Source organism: Inquilinus limosus DSM 16000, from assembly GCF_000423185.1.
GTDB lineage: Bacteria > Pseudomonadota > Alphaproteobacteria > DSM-16000 > Inquilinaceae > Inquilinus > Inquilinus limosus.
In genome coordinates this window covers 13,985-35,197 of sequence record NZ_AUHM01000042.1, presented here as the reverse complement: position 1 = coordinate 35,197, position 21,213 = coordinate 13,985, and the positions used below count along the sequence as shown (strand labels likewise).

Below are 21,213 nucleotides of genomic sequence, written 5' to 3'. Positions count from 1 at the left end.
GGAGCCGGACCGGCAGCAGGGCCTAGCCCTGATGCGCGAGCGAGGCGTCGTACAGGCAGCAGAACGCGGCAGCCGCGTCGCGGGCGATGGACGCGACCAGCCCGGGCAGGCGCGACATCGGCGGGTCGAGATGGACCGCGGCATAGCGGGTCGCCGGAAAGGGCGGATGCACCTTGAGCACGTGAAGAATGCCTTCACGCAGCTCGCGCTGGATCACCACGGGCGGGAGCACGGCGATGCCGATGCCGGCGATGGTCATGCTGACCGTGGTCGCCAGCGAGTTGGAGTAATGCAGCACCGGGTCGCCGGCCCCGGCGAGATACTCGACCAGCCGGGCGTGGTTGTGGGCCCCGGGCTCGTAGGAGATGATCGCATGGGCGGCGATGTCCTCCGGCCCCAGCGTCCCGTCGGCGGAGTGGGGCAGCAAGGCCGGGCCGGAGATCCAGAACATCCCGAAGGTGCAGAGATCGAGGATCTTGAGGCCGTCCGCCTCGTCCGGCCGGATGATCAGCGCGACGTCGATCTCCCGGTCCGACAGCTTCTGCAGGATGGTGTGCGAGGCGTCGGTGGTGACCGAGAAACGGACATTCGGGAACTGCCGGCGCAGCGTGCCGGCGATGTCGGGCAGCAGGGTCAGGGCCATGCTGGGCACCAGGCCGATGCGCACCGCGCCCTTGATCGCCGAGGTCGGGTCCAGGCTGCAGACCAGCTCGTGGTAACGGGCGACGATCTCCTGCGCCCCTTCGACGAAGGTCTGGCCCTCGGCGGTCGGGCGCACGTCGCGCGCGTCGCGCTCGAACAGCTTGAAGCCCAGCTCCTGCTCCATCGCCGCGACCCGGCTGGAGATCGCCGCCTGGGTGATGTTGAGGCGCTCGGCCGTGGCCCGGAAACTGCGCAGGCGCGACAGCCAGATCGCGGTTTCGAGGAAGCGTATGTTCATGGGCGGGCCGCCGACGTGTCGATCAGGGCTGCAAAGATCCTGATTGAGGGCGCCGGCGAGCCCCGCGTAAAGGCCTGATGGCGGCGGCTCCAGGCGAACCCCATAGGCGCAGTCATGCAGGGAGGACGGGACCACCCCCCTCACCCGAAATCGCTTGCGCGATTTCGACCTCTCCCCAAGGAGAGGTGAATCGGGCCACGATTCCGTTCCCCTCTCCTCGGGGAGAGGGAGGGGCCCGGCGCCGAAGGCGACGGGAGGGTGAGGGGGGCTGTGCGGCCGACTCTTGCCTCAGGCCGCGCCGCGGGCGAGCACCTTGCGGCTCGCCCCCGATACCTCGCCCAGCTTGGCGCCGTGCTTGACCGTCAGCTCGCGCTCGCGGCCCACCTCCTGCCGGCGCAGCGCCTCGCCCGCCACCGCCTCGACCTCCGCCCGCGGCAGCACCAGCACGCCGCTGTCGTCGGCCAGGACCGCGTCGCCGGGCATCACCACCACGCCGCCGCAGGAGACCGGGATGTTGAGGCCGCCGCCGAGATCGTAGAGCCGGGTCGTGATCGGCGAGATGCCGCGGGCCCAGATCGGGAAGTCGGAGTCCTCGATCTCCGCCAGATCGGTGCAGGGGCCGTCGACGATGCCGGCGACCGCCCCCGCCGCCTTGGCGGCCACGGTGACGCCGCCGCCCCAGCAGGCGTGGCGGTCGTCGCCGAGCCGGTCGACGACCAGGATGTCGCCCGGCCGCAGCAGGCCCGTGGCATGGTGCAGCAGGGTCGAATCCGGCCCCGGTATGGCGACGGTGACGGCGGTGCCGACCACCCGCTTGCCGCGCAGCAGCGGCTGGATGCCGTGATGCATGAAGCCGAACAGGCGCCAATGCCCGACCGTTGCCGTCTCGACGCCGGACAAGAGGTCGAGATGGGCCGGCGGCACCGGCGCCGGCATGTCGTTGATCGTGTACATCGGCAGCCTCACGCACAGGCCAGGCGGCGGTGATCGTTCATCGGGATCAGCGTCCGCGCCCGGCGGATCTGCTCCGTCTCCACCCGCGCGGTGACGAAGCCGACCCCGTCCGAGGCGCGGGCGACGACATGGCCCCAGGGGTCGCAGACCAGCGAATGGCCGTAGGTGTGCCGCCTCTCGCCATTGGCGACATGGGCGCCCCATTGGCCGCAGGCGGCGACATAGGTCTGGGTCTCGATCGCCCGGGCGCGGGCCAGCACCTCCCAATGGTCCTTGCCGGTCTGCAGCGTGAAGGCGGCGGGCAGCACGATGACGTCGGCCCCCTGCTTGGCCAGGGCGACGAACAGCTCGGCGAAGCGGATGTCGTAGCAGATGGCGCAGCCGACCTTCAGCCCTTCGAGGTCGTAGAGGACCACGTCCTCGCCCGGCCGGACCGTCGCGGATTCCCGGTAGGCGGTGCCGTCCGGCGCGACGATGTCGAACAGATGGACCTTGCGGTAGCGCGCCACCTCGCGCCCGTCGCGGTCGAACACGACCGTGGTGTTGTAGATCCGGTCCTCGCCCGGGATGCGCTCCAGCAGGCTGCCGGCATGAACCCAGACGCGGTTGGTCTTGGCCACGCTCTGCGCCATGGCATAGGCGGCGCCGCCCGGCGCCGGCTCGGCGGCCGCCACCTTGTCGGCGCTGCTGCCGCCATAGAACTCGAAATATTCCGGCAGCACCAGCAGGTCCGGCGCGTCGGTGCGGATGGCTTGCTCCATCAGCACCTTGGTGTTGCCGAGATTCTCCGCCCGGTCGGTCTGCGGGTTGGTCTGGATCAGGCTGATCTTCATGGGTGGGCTCCGGAAGGAAGGGAAGGGGTCAGAGACCGTTTGTAAATGCTACTGGCGCGGCCGCCCGGCGGCGGTTTCTGCGCTTCCGGTGCTCACGGACCCAAACGTCCGCTGCGCGCCGGTTCTCGAAACCACCGCCATTCGACTCACGCCAGCGCATTTCCAAACGGTCTCTCAGGCGGCGAGCACGGCTTCGCGCTTCAGCGCGTCCAGGGTCCCGGCCAGGCCCTGGCGGACGACCATGGTCTGGGTCGCGACCACCAGCTGGGCCGCGCCCTCGGCCAGGGCGAATTCGCGCTCCGCCGCGGTCCAGGCCGGCATGATCCAGGGCTTGCCGGCGGCCTGCGCGGCGCGGGCGCAGCGGGTCAGGTCGGCGCGGTCGGCGTCGCCGAAGGCGTAGGCGCCGCGGCCGCGCGCCAGCGCCAGGTCGGAGGGGCCGGGGAACAGCCCGTCGACCGTATCGAGGTCCAGGATGGCCTCTACCTCGGCCAGGCTCTCGGCGGTCTCGATCATGGCGTAGCAGCGGGTGCGGCGGTTCTCCTCCTCGAAGTAGCTGCTGCTGGGCCGGGCGTATCCGGCCGGCCGGCCGCCGGAATAGCTGCGGATCCCGCGCGTCGGGAACTTCGCGGCGGCGGTCACCGCCCTCGTGTGCTCGACGCCCAGGAGATGCGGGATGACCACGCCGTCGGCGCCGAAGTCGAGCACCTGCTGGATCGCCTCCGTGGTCGGCGCCAGCACCTTGGCCAGGACCGAGATTCCCTTGGCCTTGGTGAAGGCCAGGAAGCGGTCGAGATCCGGCAGGTCGAAGGTGCCGTGCTCGACATCGATGACGAGGGTGCGGAAGCCGCAGAGATGCGCGATCTCCACGTAGGAGAAGTGCGGATGCGACATCCAGAGGGCCAGACGATCCATGCTTGCGGAGGACTCCATGGCAGCGGGAGCGAGGGTCACTTGCCCATCGCCTTCGACAGGCCGAGCGAGCGCTCGACCAGGGTGATGATCAGAAGCGTGGCGGCGACGAGGACGACCGAGACGGCGGCGATCATCGGGTCGGTCCGGCTCTCGACGTAGTTGAACATCGCCACCGGCAGGGTGGTGATGCCGGGGCCGGTGACGAAGAGCGAGATCACCACCTCGTCGAAGGAGATCAGGAAGGCCAGGGCGGCGCTGGCGACCAGGCCCGGCATCATCAGCGGCAGCGTGACCCGGCGGAATACGGTGAAAGGTGGGGCGCCCAGCGTCGCGGCCGCGTCCTCGACCGCCGGCGGCAAGGTGGCCAGCGCCGTGGCCATGATCCGGATCACATAGGGCGTGGTGACGATCAGATGCGCTGCCACCAGCCCGGGATAGGTGCTGAGGAGGCGCAGGTCGACGAAGACCAGCAGGATGGCGAGGCCCAGCACGATCGAGGGCAGCAGCAGCGGCGCCGTGAACAGGCTCATCAGCGCCTCGCTGCCGCGGAACCGGAACCGCCGGATGGCGTAGGCGGCGGGGATTCCGGCGGCCAGCGACAGCGCCGTGACCAGCGCCGCGATGCCCAGGCTGACCCAGAAGGCCTGGATCATCACCTTGTTCTGGATCAGCGCCGCGTACCAGCGCGTGCCCCAGGCCGAGGGTGGGAAGGTGAGATAGGCGTCGTTGCTGAAGGACAGCGGCACGACGATCAGGATCGGCGCCAAGAGGAAGGCGTAGAGCAGCAGCACCAGCAGCCTGAAGGGCAGAGTCGTGGTTCCGACCATGGTCATCCCCTCCGGTTCAGTCGAAGCGCCGGACGATGCGGGCATAGGCGGCGAGGGCGGCGCCGAAGATGATCAGCACGATCACCGAGATCGTCGCCGCCATCGGCCATTGCAGTTGGATCACCGCCTGGTCGTAGATCTCGGTGGCCAGGAGGAAGACCCGGCCGCCGCCCAGCAGCTTCGGCGTGATGAAGGAGCTGATGGCGAGCACGAAGCACAGCAGGCAGCCCAGCGCGATCCCGGGCAGGGTCAGCGGCAGGACGATGCGGCGGAACCGGGTGAAGGGGCCGGCGCCGAGCGAGGCCGCGGCCTCCTCATGGCTCGCTTCCAGCCGGCCGAACCCGGCCATCAGCGATAGCGCCATGTAGGGCATCAGGATCTCGACGAGGCCAATGAAGACGCCGGTCATGTTGTTGACCAGGCGCAGCGGCGACTGAACCAGGCCGAGCGACAGCAGCGCGCCGTTCACCAGCCCCTGGTCGCCCAGCAGCACCATCCAGCCATAGGTGCGGACCACGCTGCTGACCAGCAGCGGCGACACCGTGATGACGAACAGGATGTTGCGCCAATGCGCCGGCGCCCGGTGCAGGAACATCGCGATCGGATAGGCGCAGGCCAGCGTCGCCAGGGTCACGGCGAAGCTCATCGCCAGCGAGTTCGCGATCAGGCTGAGATTGAAGCTGTCGGTGAAGAAGCCGAGGTAGTTGCGCAGCGAGTAGACGTCGGTCAGGACACCGCTGCTGCGGCTCTCCTGGAACGAGATCTGGGCCAGCCGCAGCACCGGGACGACGAAGGCGACGAGGTTGATCAACGCCATCGGCGCCAGCAGGGCGGCGGCGATCAGGGCGAAGCGGCCGCGGCGGGAGCGCGGGGTCGCGGCCGGGGCGAGGTCGGCGGAGACGGCGGTCATGGCTCAGCCCGGGAAGACCAGCATGTCGTCGGGCGACCATTCGCACATCAGCCGGTCGCCGGGCCGATGGGCGGCACCGGGCCCCGCGGTCGGCGCCTCGACCTTCAGCACCGGGCCGCCGATGTCGATGTCGTACTGCACCAGGTCGCCGATATAGGTGACGCGCAGCACCCGGCCGGGGGCGCCGTTGGTGGCGGTGCTCAGGAGGGCCTGATCGCGATACGGCGTCAGGCTGATCCGGTGCGGCCGCACCGTGGCCCAGGCGGCACCGGGCGACTGCTCGGTCGCGGCGCAGCGGTAGACGGCGCCGCCCAGCCGCAGCCGGCGCCGGTCCAAGAGCTCGCAGGGCAGGGTGTTGGTGCGGCCGACGAACTCGGCCACGAAGCGCGACGCCGGCCGCTCATAGATGTCTTCCGGCGTGCCCAGCTGCGCCAGCCGGCCGCCGGACATGACGCCGACCACGTCGCACATGGTCAGGGCCTCGACCTGGTCGTGGGTGACGAAGACGGTCGTGATCGACAGCCGTTGCTGGATCTCGCGGATCTCAATCCGCATCTCGTCGCGCAGCTTGGCGTCGAGGTTGGACAGTGGCTCGTCCAGCAGCAGGATGCGCGGGCGGATCACCAGCGCCCGGGCCAAGGCAACGCGCTGCTGCTGGCCGCCCGACATCTCCTTCGGCTTGCGCGGGCCGTAGCCCGGCAGCCGCACCATCTCCAGCGCCTGCTCCACCCGCTCCCGCGCCTCGGCCTTGCCGACGCGGCGCATGTCCAGGCCGAAGGCGACGTTCTCGGCAACGGTCATGTGCGGGAACAGGGCGTAGTTCTGGAACACCAGGCCGATGTCGCGCCGGTGCGGCGGCCGCTGGGTGATGTCGTCGCCGGCCACGACGATCCTGCCTTCGGTCACCGGCAGCAGCCCGGCGATCATGCGCAGCGCCGTGGTCTTGCCGCAGCCGGAGGGGCCGAGCAGCCCGAGCAACTTGCCGCGGCTGACCTCGAGCCAGAGGTCGGTGACGGCGGTGAACCCGGCATAGCGCTTGGTGACGCCTTCGAGGCGCAGGAACCCGGCGGCGGGATCGGGTGCCGGCTCCGGACGGCCGGGGTCGATGGCGGGGGCGGTCAGCGTCGCCTGCATGAGGAGTCCCGGGTGCTGGTGAGGGGAGGGGAACTAGCGGCTGGCCGGGATGATCTGGCGTCGCCAGGGGGCCAGGATCGACTCCCGCATGTCGCCGATGGTCATCCAGTCGATCGGCACCAGCTTTGCCTTCTGCGCCGGGTCGAGCAGCGGGATGCGCCTGCCGGTCTCGGGCGGGATCGCCGCGTCCTTGTTCGAGGGGGCGTAGAACATCGCCTCGGAGAAGCGCTTCTGCGCCTCGGCCCCCAGCGCGTAGTCCATGAAGGTCTCGGCCGCCTCGCGGTTCGGCGAGTTGGCGATCAGGCTGATCACGTTGACCTGGGTGATGGTGCCCTCCGCCGGCGCGACGGAGCCCAGCCGGCCCTCGGTCTGGTCGGCATAGAACTGGCTGCGCGCATTCCAGCCGATCGCCAGCGTGGCGGTGCCGTTCGCGACCAGGGTGTAGGCGTCCGGCTTCGGCTCCCAGGTCTGGATCAGCGGCGCCATCTCGACCAGCTTGTCGACGCCAGCGTCGACGCCTTCCCGGTAGTCCTCGGCCCCGGCCATGCGGTTGGCGATCAGGGTCAGCGCGATCGCCTGGATGTCGCCGCCACCTTGGGCCGGGACGATGATCTTGCCGGCCTGCGCCTTGTCCCACAGCGCGGTCCAGCTGGTCGGCGCCGTCGGGAAGGTCTCGGCGTTGTACAGCAGGGCCAGCGTGTCATAGGTGATCGGCGGCGCGAAGGCGCCGAGGTCGCGGCCGAGATCGCCGAGATGGGCCAGGTTGGTCAGCCGCGCCGGGTCGCCCTCGGCGATCAGCCCCTCATCCCGCGCGATCTTGGCGACCGACAGGTCGAAGATCACGGCGTCGACCTGCGGCGCATCTTTCTGCGCCCGCATCAGCCCCAGCGCGGTGGCCGCGTTCTGGACGCCGTAATAGGTCACGGTGATGTCCGGATGGGCGGCCTGGAACGGCTCGATCACCGCCTTGGTGTAGTTCTCCTGGAACTCGCCGCGATAGCCCATGACCGTGATCTGGGCGGCGTCGGCCGCGCCAGTCGCGGCGACGGCCAGGATGGAGGCGAGACAAAGGGATCGCGCGCAGGAGGCGAGTGTCATGGTCGTGTCCCTGTTTGCCGTGGCTGCCGCCGTCGAGGCGGTCTGCGGGCGCCGGTCGATCGCCGGCGACAGGGACACGCTGGGGCAGGGGGGCCGCCCCGTCTAACGGGTTTTTCTTATCGCCCGATAAGATTTCGCGGACGGCCTGGCCGCCGCTCCCGGGGACACAATCCCTCGGGAGCTCCTATGCCTCGACGCCGCCGTTCGCCGCATAATTGCGCAGCGCCCGGCCCAGGATTTCGAGATGGCCGCGCAGCGCCGCGAAGCCGGCGGTGCGCTCGCGGCTGTCCTCGTCCATATAGAGCCGGCGGTTGATCTCGATCTGCAGGCTGTGGCGGCCGCGTGCCGGGTCGGAATAGGCCGAGACCAGCTCGGCGCCGCGGAACGGCACGTTGAGCGAGACCGAATAGCCGAGACCGCGCAGGGTCTCTGCGGCGAGCCGGACGAAGCCGGGCTCGCAGCTGGCCCCGTCATAGTCGCCGAGCACGAAGTCGGGCCGCACCGTCCCGGCCGGGTCGGGCGACAGCGCATGGCCGATGGCCGGCATGGAGTGGCAGTTGACGTGGTAGACACGGCCGAAGGCCCCGTGCACCGCGTCGAGCAGGGCTTTCAGCCGGTCGTGATAGGGCCGCCAGTAGCGCTCGATCCGCGCCTCGACCTCAGCCACGGTCAGGCGCCGGTCGTACATCGCCGCGTCGCCCCAGGCGTAGCGCCAGATCAGCCCCATGCCGCGCCGGGCCGAGGCGCTGTCGCGAACCGGATGCGGCCAGTCGCCCTCGACCAGCTCCAGATCCACGTCGAGCAGCGAACGATTCACGTCGAGGAAACTGCGCGGGAAATGCGCGACCAGGAAGGGCGCGCCGAGATCGGGGGCGAAGTCGAACAGCGCGTCGACATGGGTATCGGCGGCGATGTGCACCAGCCCGGGCGGCACCGCCGGATGGAAGTCTTCCGGCAGCATCAGCCCGCTATGCGGGCTGTCGAAGACCATCGGGCTCGGCGTGCCGCGCGGCGGGACGACGGTAAGGACGCCGTCGATCTCGACGGCGTCGATGCGGGCGGGCTGGGTCATCGTGGATCGGTCAACGGGTCGCGGCGGTGGCCTGGGAGGCCGGGTAGGTGGTGTCGGCCATGCCGGTGAAGCCGCCGCCCTCGCGGACGATGGCCGAGGGTGAGGCGAAGGGGCGGGGATAGACCGCCCGCTGGGCCGGGCGGATCGGGCCCAGCGGCTCCAGCGCCGCGACGCAGTCGGCCGGCAGGTCGATGTCGACGGTGATCCCGGCGGTCGGCCCGGCATTGATGCGCGGCGCGTTCAGCGCATCCTCGACGCCCATCCCGGCATGCAGCAGCATCGCCGAAACCTGGGCCAGAGCCGGCACGATCTGGTTGCCGCCGGAGGCGCCGAGCACGGCGAGGGGGCCGTCGACGTCGGTGATCGCCACCGGGCACATGTTGTTGGGGCCGAAGGCGCCGGGCCGCAAGCTGTTCGCCCGGCCGGGGCGTGGATCGAACCAGGCCATGCCGTTGTTCAGCAGCACGCCGGTCGAAGGCGACAGCACCCGGGCGCCGAAGCGGTTCAGCAGGGTGAAGGTCAGCGCCACCATCCGGCCGTCGCGGTCGGCGGCGTTGAGCTGGGTGGTGCTGGAGGTGGTGCTCAGCTCGGCCGGGGTCAGCCGCGTCCGGTGGGCGGCGAAGGCGTCGCGCAGCGCCGCCGTTATCGCCGTGTAGAAGCCGGCATCGAGCGGTCCGGCACCGCGCTGTGCGTCGAAATGGCGGAGCGCGTCGTGCAGCCGGCGGCCGCCGCTGCTGTCGCCGGCGACATGGACCTGCCGACCGGCGATTTCGGCCGCGGAAGCCCGGTACACGCTCGGCCGGTAGTCGGCCAGGTCCTCGGCGGTGATGAAGCTGCCGCCGCGGCGCAGGTCGTCGACCAGGCGCTCGGCGATGCGGCCGGTGTAGAAATCCTCCGGCCCGGCCTCGGCCAGCCGCTCCAGCGTCGCGGCCAGGGCCGGCAGCGGCAGCACCGTCTCCGGCTCCGGCACCGTGTCGCCGGGCATCAGCACGGCGCGGGCGCCGTCGTCGCGCCGCAGATCGGCCTCGGCCATGGCGATGGCGAGGGTGGCGTGCCAGTCGACCGCCATGCCCTTGCGGGCCCGTTCGATCGCAGGGGCCAGGGCGCGGTCGAAGCCGATCGTGCCGAAGCGCCGCAACGCCTCGGCCAGGCCGCGGACGCAGCCGGGCACCACCGCCGCGGTATAGCCACGGACATTGGCCTGGCCGGCCGAGGCCGGCAGGCCGAGGAAGGTGACGGATCCCTCCGGGTCCGGCCGGTAAGCCTCGGGGTCGAAGCGCAGCGGCGCGCGGCCGGTGAACTCCACCACCTCGACCCGGCCGTCCGGCTCCGCCACCATCAGATAGCCGCAGGCGCCGAGGCCGCTCATCCAGGGCTCGACCGTCTGCAGCACGAAGGCGCCGGTGACCGCGGCGTCGACGGCGTTGCCGCCGGCCTCCAGCACCGCGGCGCCGGCCTCGGCCGCGGCATAGTGCTGGGCGGTGACGACGCCGTGGGGTCCGGCGGCGGCCGGCTTGCGCAACTGCCAGCGCTCGACCCGGGCGGCGGCGAAGCGGGGATCAGCCATGGTCGGCCTCCTGGTCGGCGGCGACGAGGCGGCTGGCGCCGGAGATGTCGCCCAACTGCTGCCCGGCCTGGGCGCGGGCCTGCCGCTCGGCGATCCGCGCCTCGCGGGCGATCGCCTTGTCCGCCGCCGCCTCGGCCTCGCCGGGCGGCAGGACCAGCACGCCGGTGGCGTCGGCCAGGATCGCGTCGCCCGGCAGCACCGGGACGTTGCCGCAGGCGACCGGCAGGTTCAGCGCCCCGCCCAGATCGTTCAGCCGGGTGGTGATGGCGGAGGCGCCGCGGCACCAGACCGGCAGCCCGGTGTCGCGGATCTCCTCCGGGTCGGTGCAGGGGCCGTCCAGCACCACGGCCACGGCGCCGGCCCGCTTGGCCGCCCGGGCCACGCCGCCGCCGAGGCAGGCGTGGCGGTCATCGCCGAGCCGGTCGATCACCAGCACGTCCCCCGGCCGCAGCAGGCCGATGGCATGATGCAGCAGGGTGGAATCCGTGGCCGGGATGGCGACCGTGACGGCGGTGCCGACCAGCGTCCCGCGCACCGGCTGCAGCGGCGCGATGCTGCGGTGGACGAAGCCGCGATGGCGGAAATGGCCGATCGTGGCGATTTCCACCCGGGCCAGCTTCTCGGCCAGGGCCGGGGCGATCTGCGGCGGCACGGCGCCGATCTCATACTTTCTCATGCAGCTTCGCTCCTTCCGGCCCGGCGGCATCCCGGCCCCAGTCGCGGCCGGGCACGGCCGACAGCAGCTCGCGCGTGTAGGCCTCGCGCGGGGCGGCGAAGAGGACGGCGGGCTCGCCCTCCTCGACGATGCGGCCCCGGCGCATCACGGCGATGCGGTCGCAGATCCGGCTGGCGACGCGCAGGTCGTGGGTGATGAACAGCATGGCGAAGCCCAGCCGCTGCTGCATCTCGGCGAGGAGATCGAGGATCTGCGCCTGGATCGAGACGTCGAGGGCCGAGACGGATTCGTCGGCGATCAGCAGGTCCGGCTCGATCGCCAGCGCCCGGGCGATGCAGATGCGCTGGCGCTGGCCGCCGGAGAATTCATGCGGAAACCGGCCGGCGGCGTCGGCGTCGAGGCCGACGGCCTGCAGCAGCCGCAGCGCCCGTTCCCGCGCCTCCGCCTTGCCGACGCCGTGGATGATCGGCCCCTCGGCGATGGCGGCGCCGACGCTCTGTCGCGGGTCGAGCGCGCTGTAGGGATCCTGGAACACGATCTGCACCCGCCGGCGCGCCGCCCGCAGCGCCTTGCCGCGGAGGGCGGAGAAGGAGCCGCCCGGCAGCGTGACGTCGCCGCGCTCGGGCTCGATCAGCCGGATGACGCATTGCGCCAGGGTGGACTTGCCGGAGCCGGATTCCCCGACCAGCCCCAGCGTCTCGCCGCGGCGGATCTCGACATCGACCCCGTTCACCGCCTTGACGCTGCGGCCGCCGCCGAACAGCCCGGACTTGCGGAAGGTCTTGGCGATGCCCCTGGCCGAGACCGCGACCGGCCCCAGCCCCGGCCGGGCGCGCCGCGGCTCCAGCACCGGCACCGCGGCCAGCAGGTCGCTTGTGTAGGGCTCCTGCGGCCGGCGCAGCACCCGGTCGCGCGGGCCTTCCTCGACCAGCCTGCCGTTCTGCATCACCGCGACCCGGTCGGCGATCTCGGCGACCACGCCGAAGTCGTGGGTGATGAACAGGATGCCGGTGCCGTGCCGCTGCCGCAGGTCCAGCATCAGCCGCAGGATCTGCGCCTGGGTGGTGACGTCCAGCGCGGTGGTCGGCTCGTCGGCGATCAGGATGGCGGGGTCCAGCGCCAGCGCCGTCGCGATCATCACCCGCTGGCACTGCCCGCCGGACAGCTGGTGCGGATAGCTGTGGTACAGCTGCTCGGGATCGGGCAGGCGGACCTCGCGGAACAGCGCCAGCACGCGCTCCCGGATCTCGGCGGCGGAGAGCTTCGTGTGCAGCCGGAAGGTCTCGGCCACCTGGTCGCCGACCCGGTAGATCGGGTTCAGCGCGGCGCTCGGCTCCTGGAAGATCATGGCGATGCGTCGGCCGGCCAGGTCGCGCCGCTCGCGCTCGGCCAGCGCCAGCAGGTCGCGGCCCTCGAACAGCACGCGGCCGCTCGGTGCCGGCAGGTTGGCCGGCAGCAGCCCCATCACCGCCAGGGCCGTCATCGACTTGCCGGAGCCGGACTCGCCGACGACGCAGAGGATCTCGCCGCGGCCGAGCGTCAGCGACAGGCCGGAGACGGCGTCCGGTCGCTGCGCCGCCGGCGGCAGCGGCACCCGCAGATCCTCGATGGCGAGCAGGGGCGTCATGCCGGCGCCGCCTCGACCCGGCGCGGGTCGCAGCGGCGGAAATGGGCGACGAAGCGGGCGGTGAACCCGGTGATGTGCTCGACGATGCGGGCGCCGATCGCAGCGTCGGCCAGGGCCGGGTCGCCGCCCAGCATGCCGTCCGGATTGACCTCGGTGACGTCGAGCGGGACCTGGACCGGCAGGCCCTCGAAGGTCACGGCGGCGACGCCGTCGGTCGGCAGGCCGAAGGCGCGGGAGGGCGTCGCCGGGCGGATCAGGTCGGGCCGCATCAGCTCGGGGAACAGGTGCAGATAGACCGAGGTCAGCGGGTCGCCGCCATGGCCGCGGGCCTGGGCGGTCTTGTCGCCGTGCAGCTCGCGCCACAGCTCCGGCGGGATCAGGCGCCAGATGTTCAGCGCCGCCACCGCCACGCCGCGCTCGCGCCGCAGGCGGCGCAGCGTCTGGTCGATCAGCGGCGCGTTCGAGCTGTGGCCGTTGAACACGACCAGATGCTCGACGCCGTGGTCGAGGAAGGCGGTCACCGTGTCCTCCAGCACCGCCGAGAAGGTCTCGGCGCGCAGCTGGATTCCGCCCGGCACGGTGCGGAAGAAATCGGCATAGCCGAAGGGGACGGTGGGGGCGGCGATCGCATCCGCCGCCTCCGCCGCCAGCACCGACAGCCGTTCGGTGAGCATGTAGTCGCCCATCGGGGCGTGCGGGCCCTGCTCCTCCTGGCTGCCGAAGGGCAGCAGGATCACGGGGCGCTCGGCCAGACGCTCGCGGAACTCGACGAAGGTCATGTCCTTCAGGGCGTGCTTGCGCAGCGGCATCGCCGTCTCAGCCCAGCTTCAGGTAGCCGCCGTACATGCGCATGTCGCTGTCGGCGATCGGCGTCCACTGGATGTCGGCGCGGTGCGCCCAGTTGTAGACGCTCTTCCACAGATAGAAGCCGGGCGTGACCCGCTGCCATTCCTCCGACAGGGCGAGATAGGCTGCCTTGCGTTTCTCGAAATCGGTCTCCTTCTCGAAGGCGCGGCCCAGCTCGACGAACTTCTCGGTCGGGGTCCAGGACTTCCAGCTGGCGGTGGATCGGGTCGCGGTCGGGCCCCAGTCCAGCCACAGCGGCTGGTACGGATCGCCCGGGATGAAGTCCGAGCTCATCGACATGTTCATCAGGTGATAGGGGCGGCGATAGACCAGCTCGAAGTTGTCCAGCACCACGGCCTCGACATTGACCCCGATCTCGCGCCACTGCTCGACCATGATCTCGGCCGCGGCCTCGTAGTTCGGATAGAACTGCCGGGTGATGTGCCAGCGCAGCTTCTGGCCGTCGTATTTGGTCTCCTTGACCAGGGCCTTGGCCCGCTCCGGGTCGTAGGGCAGCTTCGGCTTCAGCTCCGGGTCGTAGAACCTGCCGTATTCCGGGAAATTGAACGGCACCGCCGGATGGAAGGTGGCGTCGCCGAACAGGGCCGAGACGATCTCGTCCATGTTGACGCCCTGTACCATGGCATAGCGCAGCTTCGGGTCGACGAGCGGATTGTCCGGCGGGTCGGGCAGGGTGTTGAAGGCGAAGGCCGGGTAGTTCTCGACCTGGCGGCGTATCAGCTTGACGTCGGAATAGCCCTGCAGCGTCGGCTCCTGGTCGGTCGGGATGTTGACGATGAAGTCGAACTCCTTCGACACCAGCCCGGCCAGGCGCGCCGCGAATTCCGGCACGATCTTCCACACCAGCTGTCGCACCGGCGGCGGGTCGCCCCAGTAGCCGTCGAAGGCGTCCAGCACCATCATCTCGCCGGAACGGAAGGTGGTGACCTTGTAGGGGCCGGTGCCGATCGGCGCCTGGCCGAAGCGGTCGACGCCGACCTCAAGATAGTACTTCTTCGGCACCACCAGGCCGATATTGCCGGTCAGCTTGCCCGGGACGTTCGGATCCGGGTTGGCGGTCTCGATCTCGATCGTGTGGGGACCGGTGGCCTCCACCCGCTTGAAGCCGGCGGTGAAGGTCCTGCCGCGCGGCTCGAACGGCTTCGGGCCCCACAGCCGGTCGGCGCCGAGGGTGAAGGCGACATCCTCGGCCGTCATCTCCGTGCCGTCATGGAAGCGCACGCCCTGGCGCAGCTCGATGGTCCAGACCGTGCCGTTCTGCTGCCACTTCGTCGCCAGCTTCGGCTGCAGCGCCAGGCCGTTGGGGTCGGAGAGGTAGTCGCGCTCGATCAGCGCTTCGTAGAAGTTGGGGAAGATCCGGTTCGAGGTGGTGCTGAGCCCGTTGATCGGCGACATCGTCTGCCAGAGATTGTCGACCGCGATGGTCAGCACAGGCCGGTCCGCCGCCCGCCCGGTGCGCAGCGGCGCCGCCAGCGAGACGGCGCCGGCGCCGAGCGCCAGCTTGCCGAAACCGCGTCTTGTGAACATCGAAGCCTCCTTTGTTTGTTCGTTCGGATTGTCAGGCGGTGCGATGGCGCAGCATCGGGTCCAGCCGGTCGCGCAGCCAGTCGCCGACGATGCTCATCGACAGGGTGATCGCGAAGATCACGAGGCCGGGCCAGACCGCGATCCACCAGGCGCTGGACAGGTATTCGCGGCCGTCGCCGAGGATCTGGCCGAGGCTGGTCAAGGGCGGCTGGATGCCGAGGCCGAGGAAGCTCAGCGAGGTCTCGAGCAGGATGATCTGCGGGAAGTTGAGCGTGATCTGCACGATCAGCGCGCTCGCCACATTCGGCAGGATGTGCCGCAGGTAGAGCCGCATCGGCGCCGCGCCCAGCGCCACCACCGCCTTGGCATAGGGCTGGCTGGCGGCGGACAGGACGACGCCGCGCGCCAGCCGGGCGTAGGCCTCCCAGCCGTGCAGCCCCATCAGGATCACGAACAGCGTCAGGCTGTTGCCGAAGAAGGCCAGGAGGGTCAGCGCGATCAGGATGAAGGGCAGGGACGCCTGGACGTCGACCAGCGTCATCAGCGCCTCCTCGACCCAGCCGCGGAAATGCGCGGCGATGAAGCCGAGGGCGCTGCCGACCACGGCGCCGATCAGCGTGCCGGCGACGGCGACCGACAGCGACATCTGCAGCCCGCCGACGAGGCGGGCCACCATGTCGCGGCCGAGCCGGTCGGTGCCGAGCAGGTAGCGCGGGTCGCCGCCCAGGAACGAAGGCGGCTTCAGCCGGGCGAGCAGGTTCTGCTGGGTGACGCCGTAGGGCGTCAGCCAGCCGCCGAACAGGGCGGCCAGCAGCGCCGCCGCCAGGACGATGGCGGCGGCCGCGAGGAGCCAGGGGAAGCGCCGCATCGCCGGGCCCTCAGCGCGCCGCGCGGATGCGCGGGTCGAGCAGCCCGTACAGCAGGTCGACCGCGAGGTTGGCCGCGACCATGGTGGCGGCGACCAGCAGCACCAGCGCCTGGACCACGGCCAGGTCGCGCGAGGTGACGGCGGTGACCAGCAGCCGGCCGATGCCGGGCCAGGCGAAGACCGTCTCCACCACCACCGCGCCGCCGACCAGCGCGCCGAGATTGAGCCCGATGATGGTGACGATCGGGATGGCGGCGTTGGGCAAGGCGTGGCGCAGGATCCGGGTGAGGGGCGGCGCGCCCTTCGCCGCGGCGGCGCGCATGTAAGGCTTGGCCAGCACCTCCAGCATCGCCGAGCGGGTGAAGCGCGCCAGCGTGCCGGCGGTGTAGACGCCGAGCGTCGCGGCCGGCATCAGCAGGTGCAGGATCGAGCCGGTGCCGGAGCTCGGCAGCCATTGCAGCGTCAGGGAGAACAGCAGGATCAGGAGGATGCCGAGGAAGAAGTTCGGCAGCGCGAAGCCGAAGACGGCGAAGCCCATCACCAGCCGGTCGAGGGCGGAGCCGCGGCGCAGCGCCGCGACGATGCCGGCCGGCACCCCGACCAGGATGGCGACGGCATAGGCGGAGAGGCCGAGAAGCACGGTCCAGGGCACGCGCTCGGCGATGATCTCGGTGACCGGCCGGCCGTCGCGGTAGGAGGTGCCGAACTGGCCCGACGCCATCTGCACGACGTAGCGCAGATACTGCTCGGGCAGCGGCCGGTCGAGGCCCCAGGCCTCCCGGAACTGCGCGATCTCCTCGACCGTGGCGTCCGGGCCCAGCAGCGACTGCACCGGGTCGCCCGAGACCCGCAGCACGATGAAGGCGAAGGTCACGACGAACCAGAGCGTCAGGAGGGTCCGCGCGGCTTTGACCGACCAGAAGCGCACCATGCAGCAGCCTTCTCCGTCATCGGGCGGGCAGGGCCTGTCTCGGGAGGGCGCCCGCGATCGGCAGGAAAGCTCCGATCCGGGGCGTCGACGGGGTTAGCGGACCACAGCGATCTCCTGGGATCTATCACAAAATTACAGGTCCATTTATATGTCACATGTATGAATAGGGGCATCGAGCTGCGGCATCTGAGCTACTTCGCCTGCCTGGCGGAGGAGCTGCATTTCGGCCGCGCCGCCGATCGCCTCGGCATGGCGCAGGCGCCGCTCAGCCAGCAGATCCGGCAGCTCGAGGAGCGGCTCGGCGTCCGCCTGTTCGACCGCACCACGCGGCGGGTCAAGCTGACCGCGGCCGGCGAGATCCTGTTGCGTCATGCCCGCGACGTGCTGAGCGGCCTGGACCGCGCCATCTCCCACACCCGTGCGATCTCGGGCGAGCATGTCGGCCATCTGGTCGTCGGTGGCGTGCATCTGGCGCTGTCGCAGTTCCTGCCCGCCATCATCCGCGCGTTCCGCGAGGACTATCCGGCGGTGACGGTGGACGTCGTGCCCTTCACCACGGCCGAGCAGCTGAAGACGCTGGAGGCCGGCGGCATCAACGTCGCCTTCATCCGGCCGACCACGGCGGCCGGCTTCATGCAGATGGAGCGGCTGTCGAGCGAGGGCTTCGTCGCGGTGCTGCCGAAGGCGCATCCGCTCGCCGCCAAGCGCGACCTGTCGCTGCGCGACTTCTCCGGACAGCCCTTCATCGGCTATGCGCCGATCCTCGGCGCCAGCTACAGCAACCTGGTGCTGGAGGCGTTCCGCCGGGCCGGGGTGCGGCCGATGGTGGTGCAGGACGCCTCGCACACCCTGTCCATCGTCACCCTGGCCGCCGCGGGCGTCGGCCTCGGCATCGTGCCCTCCTGGGTGTCCCACATGCCGCTGCCGGAGCTGGCCTACCGGCCGCTCGACGAGCTGCCGCGGGCGGTGGAGCTCGCCGTCGCCTGGCCGGCCGGCGAGACGTCGCCGGTCGTGCTCGACTTCGTCCGCATCGCCCGCCGCGTCGCGGGAGGACGATGCGGCGCGGTCACAGGTTTCCGGCCCGGGGATTGATGCCGAGGATGTGTTCGGGGTCGACCGGCACCGTGACCAGGGTGGAGCGCGACGGGCCGCCGTGATGGGCCGCGAGGATCTCGTCGAGATTGGCGAGATCCGGGCGGAGCGCGGCGGCCCGCCAGCCGCAGGCGCCGGCCATGGCGGCGAAGTCCATGCGGGCGATGCGGACATGGCGGCGCGAGGCCGGCGCGTCCGGAACGATCGTGCCGACGCCCTGTTCGACGATGCCGTAGCTGGCGTTGTCGAGCACGAAGAGCAGGAGGCCCAGGTCGCGCGCCTCCGCCAGATATCCGGCGAACAGCCGGAAGCAGCCGTCGCCGGTGAAGGCGACGACGTCGCTCTCCGGCGCGGCCAGCTTGGCGCCGATCGCCAGGCCGAGCGCATTGCCCATGGCGGAGCCGCGATACAGCGAGAAGAAGCGCGCCTGCGGATGCGGGCGCTGGACCGCATACTGCCGGTCCTTGTAGGCCAGGCACACATCGTCGAAGCCGATGGTGTTCGGCCGCCAGCGCGCATCCAGCGCCTTGAGCAGCGCCGCCATGTCGACATGGCCCGGCCTCGGCGCCCCGGGCCGGCGCATATTGAGGTTCTCCGGCGCCGGGCCGGTCCGCCGGTTCCCGGGCGGCTGCCGTTCGAGGCGGCCGATCAGCATCCGGAGCGCCGCGTCGAGGGGCGCCACGAGCTGGCGATAGGCCCCGGCGGCGCGGTGCCCGAACCCGCCCGCGACCTGACCGTAGCCGTCCTCGATGCCGGTCAGGACGAAGGTGTCGCCGGCCCTGTAGGGCGCCAGGTTGACGGTGTATTCGTCCGGGCAGGCCCCGAGGACCAGCAGCACGTCCTCGGCCCCGATGCTCCGCCACAGCTCGATCGCGGCGTCGTTCCCGCCGAAGGAGATGTAGCCGTATCCGTGCGGGTTGCCGCGTTCGACCCCGTTCGCGCCGTTGATGCTCCACACCATGGGGGCGCCGAGCAGCTCGCACAGGCGGGTGGTCAGCCGCGGGGCATCGGCATGGCGCGCCAGCTCCTCCCCGGCGAGGATGACGACGCGCCGGCCGGGGATGCTCCGGCGGAAGGCCTCCGCGAACGCGTCCGTTTCGGCCGCGTCGGGAGAGGGAAGCGCTTCCGCCGGCTGGTGCGCGGGATCGGGATCCGCCACGATCTCGGTCTGCAGCGCCGCATGGTCCAGGATCAGAACGACCGGCTTGCGGCGCTGAAGCTGGGCATGGGCGGCTTGCAACTGCGGGCCGATGGCCGTGGCGTCGTCCAGCACGAAGACGCCGTCCGGCAGCTCCGCGCGCAGCTGCGCCAGCATATGGCTGCCGTGGCGGCTGGTGTCCTGCAGCGGGGACAGCCCTTCGGTCGATGCCGCCGAGACCGGGACGATGTAGACCGCCGGGATGTCGTGCAGCTTGGCGTCGCTGAGCCCACAGCACAGCAGCTTCGTCGCCGCCCCCGTCGTGGCGATGCACGCGCCGATGCGGCCGGACGCCAGATAGGTGCCGAGCGGGACGAAGCCGGCCGCATACTCGCCCAATGACAGAAAGCCTATCTCGGAAGGCCCGGGGCGGTCGCCCGCATCCTCTCCAGGACGACAGGGGGGCAGGTGCCGCAGGAAGCGGATCGCGCCGCCGCCGGTGACGCCGGCGCAGATGTCGATGCCCCAGGACTTCAGTGTCGCGACGAGGACTTCGTACCCGCTGAGGGTTCCTTCAACGCGCATATCCATGCGAACACCCCGTGGCGCTTGATCGTGGTCGGGCGAAGTGTGGGTCGGTGAATGCCGGGCCGTTTCATGCCCACGCGTGACGGCGACTGCCGATCCGCCTAGAGCGGTGCCGCGATTTCCTGAGTATTCTGCAGAACCAGGGCGCGCAGCCGGCTGTCGCTGCACACCGGTTCTTCCGACGCGGTCAGTTCCCGGTAGATGTGCTCGACCAGGCCGGGCGTCGGCGCCAGGCCGAAGGCCTCGATCTTCGCCTTCAGCGCGTGCCGGCCGGAATGGCGGCTGATCACCATCCGGCGCTCGGCCCCGAACATGGCCGGGTCGAGGAACTCGTAGGTTTGGGGATTCCGGATGATGGCGGCCTGATGGATGCCCGCGGCCGTGGCGAAGGCGTTCTCGCCGATCACCGCCTTGCCGCGCGCGATCGGCAGGCGGATGCTGTCGATCAGAAGCTGGCAGGCGGCGTAGACCCGACGGACGTCGATGGTCGTCGACCGCCCGAAATGCGCCGGATGGGCCGTCAGGGCCGCGACGACTTCCTCCAGGGCGCAGTTCCCGGCGCGCTCGCCGATGCCGCACAGCGTCACCTGGATCTCGTCGATCCCCGCCTCGATGGCTGCGAGGGTGTTGGCCACCGCCAGGCCGAGATCGTCATGGGCGTGCATCGCCACCCTGACCTCGGCCGGCACGCGCGCCCGCACGGTCTCGATCAGCGCCGGCACGCGGCCGGGCAGCAGGCAGCCGACCGTGTCCGGGATCAGGATCATCGTCGCGCCGGCCTGGGCGCTCAGCTCGCACATCAGGCCGAGGAATTCCGGGTCCGCCCGGGTCGCGTCCTCCGGGGCGACGCAGATGTCCTCGAAGCCGATCCGCCGGGCCAGCCGGACGGCCTCGGCGATCTCGTCGAGCGCCTGCTGCCGCGTGATCTGGCGCTTGTGCAGCAGGTGGATCTCGGAGGCGACGCCGAGGATCTCGATCTGCGCGGCCGCCGCGTTCTCCACGGCCTTGGCCGCGCGCTCGATATCGGCGCTGCTGGCCCGCGCGAAGGCGCAGATCTTCGCCCCGCGCACCGCATCGGCGATGGCGCGGACGGCGGCGAAGTCATTGTCCGACGCCGCCGGGAACCCCGCCTCGATCGTGTTCACCCCCAGCGCCTCGAGCTCGCGGGCGATGCGCAGCTTCTGCTGCAGCGACATGGCGTTGCCGGGCGCCTGCTCGCCGTCGCGCAGGCTCGTGTCGAAGATCGTCAAGGGTTTGTCGATTGAAACAGCTGGCATGATCGGTTCTCCATTGGGGACGCCAACTATTCTCGAGGGATTTCTGACCCTGCTTTCTCGAAGGAGCGCAAATCTTCCTACCCGGTTCGCATCTATTGCGCGGGTTGTCCGAATCGGCGTGACGGCTGTGCTGTTGGGGAGTCCTTTTCTATAACGCCCTCATATAGATGAGGGTGTTTGGTGCTAAAATCCGTTCTACTGACTTACTATTACTTATACGATTCGATTTAGTAGAGTCAAAACAATCTTGTTGCATAAATATGCAATCAATTTTTGATGATTAAGGGAGAGTTTGACGAGAAGAAGGTCTAATTTATTATAAAAGCAGATCGCTGTTTCGGATCTGTCGGGTGGTTCGATAGCGCCTGCAAGGAC

The 21,213-nt window shown here is 70.4% G+C and carries 19 protein-coding genes; 1 reads left to right on the top strand and 18 read right to left on the bottom strand.

Annotation, left to right across the window (positions count from 1 at the left end):
• Positions 1-22 precede the first annotated feature (22 nt).
• From G537_RS0127520 to G537_RS0127440, 16 genes are all read right to left on the bottom strand, one after another.
• On the bottom strand, positions 23-940 hold the full coding sequence (locus G537_RS0127520; RefSeq protein WP_026872834.1) for a LysR family transcriptional regulator: 918 nt from the start codon (positions 938-940) through the stop codon (positions 23-25).
• 288 nt (positions 941-1,228) lie between these two features.
• Positions 1,229-1,894, bottom strand: a complete 666-nt coding sequence (locus tag G537_RS0127515; RefSeq protein ID WP_026872833.1) for an RraA family protein — start codon at positions 1,892-1,894, stop codon at positions 1,229-1,231.
• Between the two features lie 8 nt (positions 1,895-1,902).
• Positions 1,903-2,727: a carbon-nitrogen hydrolase family protein gene (locus G537_RS0127510; RefSeq protein ID WP_026872832.1), complete on the bottom strand. Its 825-nt coding sequence runs from the start codon at positions 2,725-2,727 to the stop codon at positions 1,903-1,905.
• Between the two features lie 174 nt (positions 2,728-2,901).
• Positions 2,902-3,639 carry an HpcH/HpaI aldolase family protein gene (locus G537_RS0127505; RefSeq protein ID WP_026872831.1) on the bottom strand — a complete coding sequence of 246 codons (738 nt, stop codon included), beginning with the start codon at positions 3,637-3,639 and terminating at the stop codon, positions 2,902-2,904.
• A 35-nt stretch (positions 3,640-3,674) separates the two neighbouring features.
• Positions 3,675-4,466, bottom strand: coding sequence for an ABC transporter permease (locus G537_RS0127500; protein ID WP_026872830.1), 792 nt, complete (start codon positions 4,464-4,466; stop codon positions 3,675-3,677).
• A 16-nt stretch (positions 4,467-4,482) separates the two neighbouring features.
• Positions 4,483-5,376, bottom strand: a complete 894-nt coding sequence (locus G537_RS0127495) for an ABC transporter permease (protein ID WP_026872829.1) — start codon at positions 5,374-5,376, stop codon at positions 4,483-4,485.
• A gap of 3 nt (positions 5,377-5,379) precedes the next feature.
• On the bottom strand, positions 5,380-6,510 hold the full coding sequence (locus tag G537_RS0127490) for an ABC transporter ATP-binding protein (RefSeq protein WP_081689085.1): 1,131 nt from the start codon (positions 6,508-6,510) through the stop codon (positions 5,380-5,382).
• A gap of 33 nt (positions 6,511-6,543) precedes the next feature.
• Positions 6,544-7,608: an extracellular solute-binding protein gene (locus tag G537_RS0127485; protein ID WP_026872827.1), complete on the bottom strand. Its 1,065-nt coding sequence runs from the start codon at positions 7,606-7,608 to the stop codon at positions 6,544-6,546.
• A 184-nt stretch (positions 7,609-7,792) separates the two neighbouring features.
• Positions 7,793-8,680, bottom strand: a complete 888-nt coding sequence (locus tag G537_RS0127475; RefSeq protein WP_026872826.1) for an N-formylglutamate amidohydrolase — start codon at positions 8,678-8,680, stop codon at positions 7,793-7,795.
• Between the two features lie 10 nt (positions 8,681-8,690).
• Positions 8,691-10,247, bottom strand: a complete 1,557-nt coding sequence (locus G537_RS0127470; protein ID WP_026872825.1) for a gamma-glutamyltransferase — start codon at positions 10,245-10,247, stop codon at positions 8,691-8,693.
• The gene (locus G537_RS0127465) at positions 10,240-10,923 is read right to left on the bottom strand and encodes an RraA family protein (RefSeq protein ID WP_026872824.1); all 684 of its coding nucleotides are present in this window, start codon (positions 10,921-10,923) and stop codon (positions 10,240-10,242) included. The genes G537_RS0127470 and G537_RS0127465 overlap by 8 nt, the downstream gene beginning before the upstream one ends.
• Entirely contained in the window at positions 10,910-12,550 is a 1,641-nt protein-coding gene (locus tag G537_RS0127460) for an ABC transporter ATP-binding protein (protein WP_034853229.1), read from the bottom strand. The genes G537_RS0127465 and G537_RS0127460 overlap by 14 nt, the downstream gene beginning before the upstream one ends.
• Positions 12,547-13,359 (bottom strand): creatininase family protein, encoded by an 813-nt coding sequence (locus G537_RS0127455; RefSeq protein ID WP_034853227.1) that lies wholly within the window; start codon positions 13,357-13,359, stop codon positions 12,547-12,549. The genes G537_RS0127460 and G537_RS0127455 overlap by 4 nt, the downstream gene beginning before the upstream one ends.
• A 7-nt stretch (positions 13,360-13,366) precedes the next feature.
• Positions 13,367-14,944, bottom strand: coding sequence for an ABC transporter substrate-binding protein (locus G537_RS0127450; RefSeq protein ID WP_026872821.1), 1,578 nt, complete (start codon positions 14,942-14,944; stop codon positions 13,367-13,369).
• 31 nt (positions 14,945-14,975) lie between these two features.
• Positions 14,976-15,812 (bottom strand): ABC transporter permease, encoded by an 837-nt coding sequence (locus G537_RS0127445; RefSeq protein WP_026872820.1) that lies wholly within the window; start codon positions 15,810-15,812, stop codon positions 14,976-14,978.
• A gap of 10 nt (positions 15,813-15,822) precedes the next feature.
• Positions 15,823-16,743, bottom strand: a complete 921-nt coding sequence (locus tag G537_RS0127440; RefSeq protein ID WP_026872819.1) for an ABC transporter permease — start codon at positions 16,741-16,743, stop codon at positions 15,823-15,825.
• 159 nt (positions 16,744-16,902) lie between these two features.
• Here G537_RS0127440 and G537_RS40235 point away from each other — a divergent pair, with 159 nt between their 5' ends.
• Positions 16,903-17,835: a LysR substrate-binding domain-containing protein gene (locus tag G537_RS40235; protein ID WP_051249210.1), complete on the top strand. Its 933-nt coding sequence runs from the start codon at positions 16,903-16,905 to the stop codon at positions 17,833-17,835.
• Here the strand turns inward: G537_RS40235 and G537_RS0127430 are convergent.
• A complete protein-coding gene (locus tag G537_RS0127430) occupies positions 17,810-19,564 on the bottom strand; it encodes a thiamine pyrophosphate-dependent enzyme (protein ID WP_026872818.1) in 1,755 nt (584 codons plus the stop codon). The genes G537_RS40235 and G537_RS0127430 overlap by 26 nt on opposite strands.
• A 98-nt stretch (positions 19,565-19,662) precedes the next feature.
• Positions 19,663-20,838 carry a LeuA family protein gene (locus tag G537_RS0127425; protein WP_026872817.1) on the bottom strand — a complete coding sequence of 392 codons (1,176 nt, stop codon included), beginning with the start codon at positions 20,836-20,838 and terminating at the stop codon, positions 19,663-19,665.
• Between the last annotated feature and the right edge of the window lie 375 nt (positions 20,839-21,213).

What these genes read in the sequence shown, in the direction of transcription:
- G537_RS0127520 (WP_026872834.1), bottom strand. Translation starts at nt 940, where the DNA reads ATGAACATACGCTTCCTCGAAACCGCGATCTGGCTGTCGCGCCTGCGC.
- G537_RS0127515 (WP_026872833.1), bottom strand. Translation starts at nt 1,894, where the DNA reads ATGTACACGATCAACGACATGCCGGCGCCGGTGCCGCCGGCCCATCTC.
- G537_RS0127510 (WP_026872832.1), bottom strand. Translation starts at nt 2,727, where the DNA reads ATGAAGATCAGCCTGATCCAGACCAACCCGCAGACCGACCGGGCGGAG.
- G537_RS0127505 (WP_026872831.1), bottom strand. Translation starts at nt 3,639, where the DNA reads ATGGATCGTCTGGCCCTCTGGATGTCGCATCCGCACTTCTCCTACGTG.
- G537_RS0127500 (WP_026872830.1), bottom strand. Translation starts at nt 4,466, where the DNA reads ATGGTCGGAACCACGACTCTGCCCTTCAGGCTGCTGGTGCTGCTGCTC.
- G537_RS0127495 (WP_026872829.1), bottom strand. Translation starts at nt 5,376, where the DNA reads ATGACCGCCGTCTCCGCCGACCTCGCCCCGGCCGCGACCCCGCGCTCC.
- G537_RS0127490 (WP_081689085.1), bottom strand. Translation starts at nt 6,510, where the DNA reads ATGCAGGCGACGCTGACCGCCCCCGCCATCGACCCCGGCCGTCCGGAG.
- G537_RS0127485 (WP_026872827.1), bottom strand. Translation starts at nt 7,608, where the DNA reads ATGACACTCGCCTCCTGCGCGCGATCCCTTTGTCTCGCCTCCATCCTG.
- G537_RS0127475 (WP_026872826.1), bottom strand. Translation starts at nt 8,680, where the DNA reads ATGACCCAGCCCGCCCGCATCGACGCCGTCGAGATCGACGGCGTCCTT.
- G537_RS0127470 (WP_026872825.1), bottom strand. Translation starts at nt 10,247, where the DNA reads ATGGCTGATCCCCGCTTCGCCGCCGCCCGGGTCGAGCGCTGGCAGTTG.
- G537_RS0127465 (WP_026872824.1), bottom strand. Translation starts at nt 10,923, where the DNA reads ATGAGAAAGTATGAGATCGGCGCCGTGCCGCCGCAGATCGCCCCGGCC.
- G537_RS0127460 (WP_034853229.1), bottom strand. Translation starts at nt 12,550, where the DNA reads ATGACGCCCCTGCTCGCCATCGAGGATCTGCGGGTGCCGCTGCCGCCG.
- G537_RS0127455 (WP_034853227.1), bottom strand. Translation starts at nt 13,359, where the DNA reads ATGCCGCTGCGCAAGCACGCCCTGAAGGACATGACCTTCGTCGAGTTC.
- G537_RS0127450 (WP_026872821.1), bottom strand. Translation starts at nt 14,944, where the DNA reads ATGTTCACAAGACGCGGTTTCGGCAAGCTGGCGCTCGGCGCCGGCGCC.
- G537_RS0127445 (WP_026872820.1), bottom strand. Translation starts at nt 15,812, where the DNA reads ATGCGGCGCTTCCCCTGGCTCCTCGCGGCCGCCGCCATCGTCCTGGCG.
- G537_RS0127440 (WP_026872819.1), bottom strand. Translation starts at nt 16,743, where the DNA reads ATGGTGCGCTTCTGGTCGGTCAAAGCCGCGCGGACCCTCCTGACGCTC.
- G537_RS40235 (WP_051249210.1), top strand. Translation starts at nt 16,903, where the DNA reads ATGAATAGGGGCATCGAGCTGCGGCATCTGAGCTACTTCGCCTGCCTG.
- G537_RS0127430 (WP_026872818.1), bottom strand. Translation starts at nt 19,564, where the DNA reads ATGGATATGCGCGTTGAAGGAACCCTCAGCGGGTACGAAGTCCTCGTC.
- G537_RS0127425 (WP_026872817.1), bottom strand. Translation starts at nt 20,838, where the DNA reads ATGCCAGCTGTTTCAATCGACAAACCCTTGACGATCTTCGACACGAGC.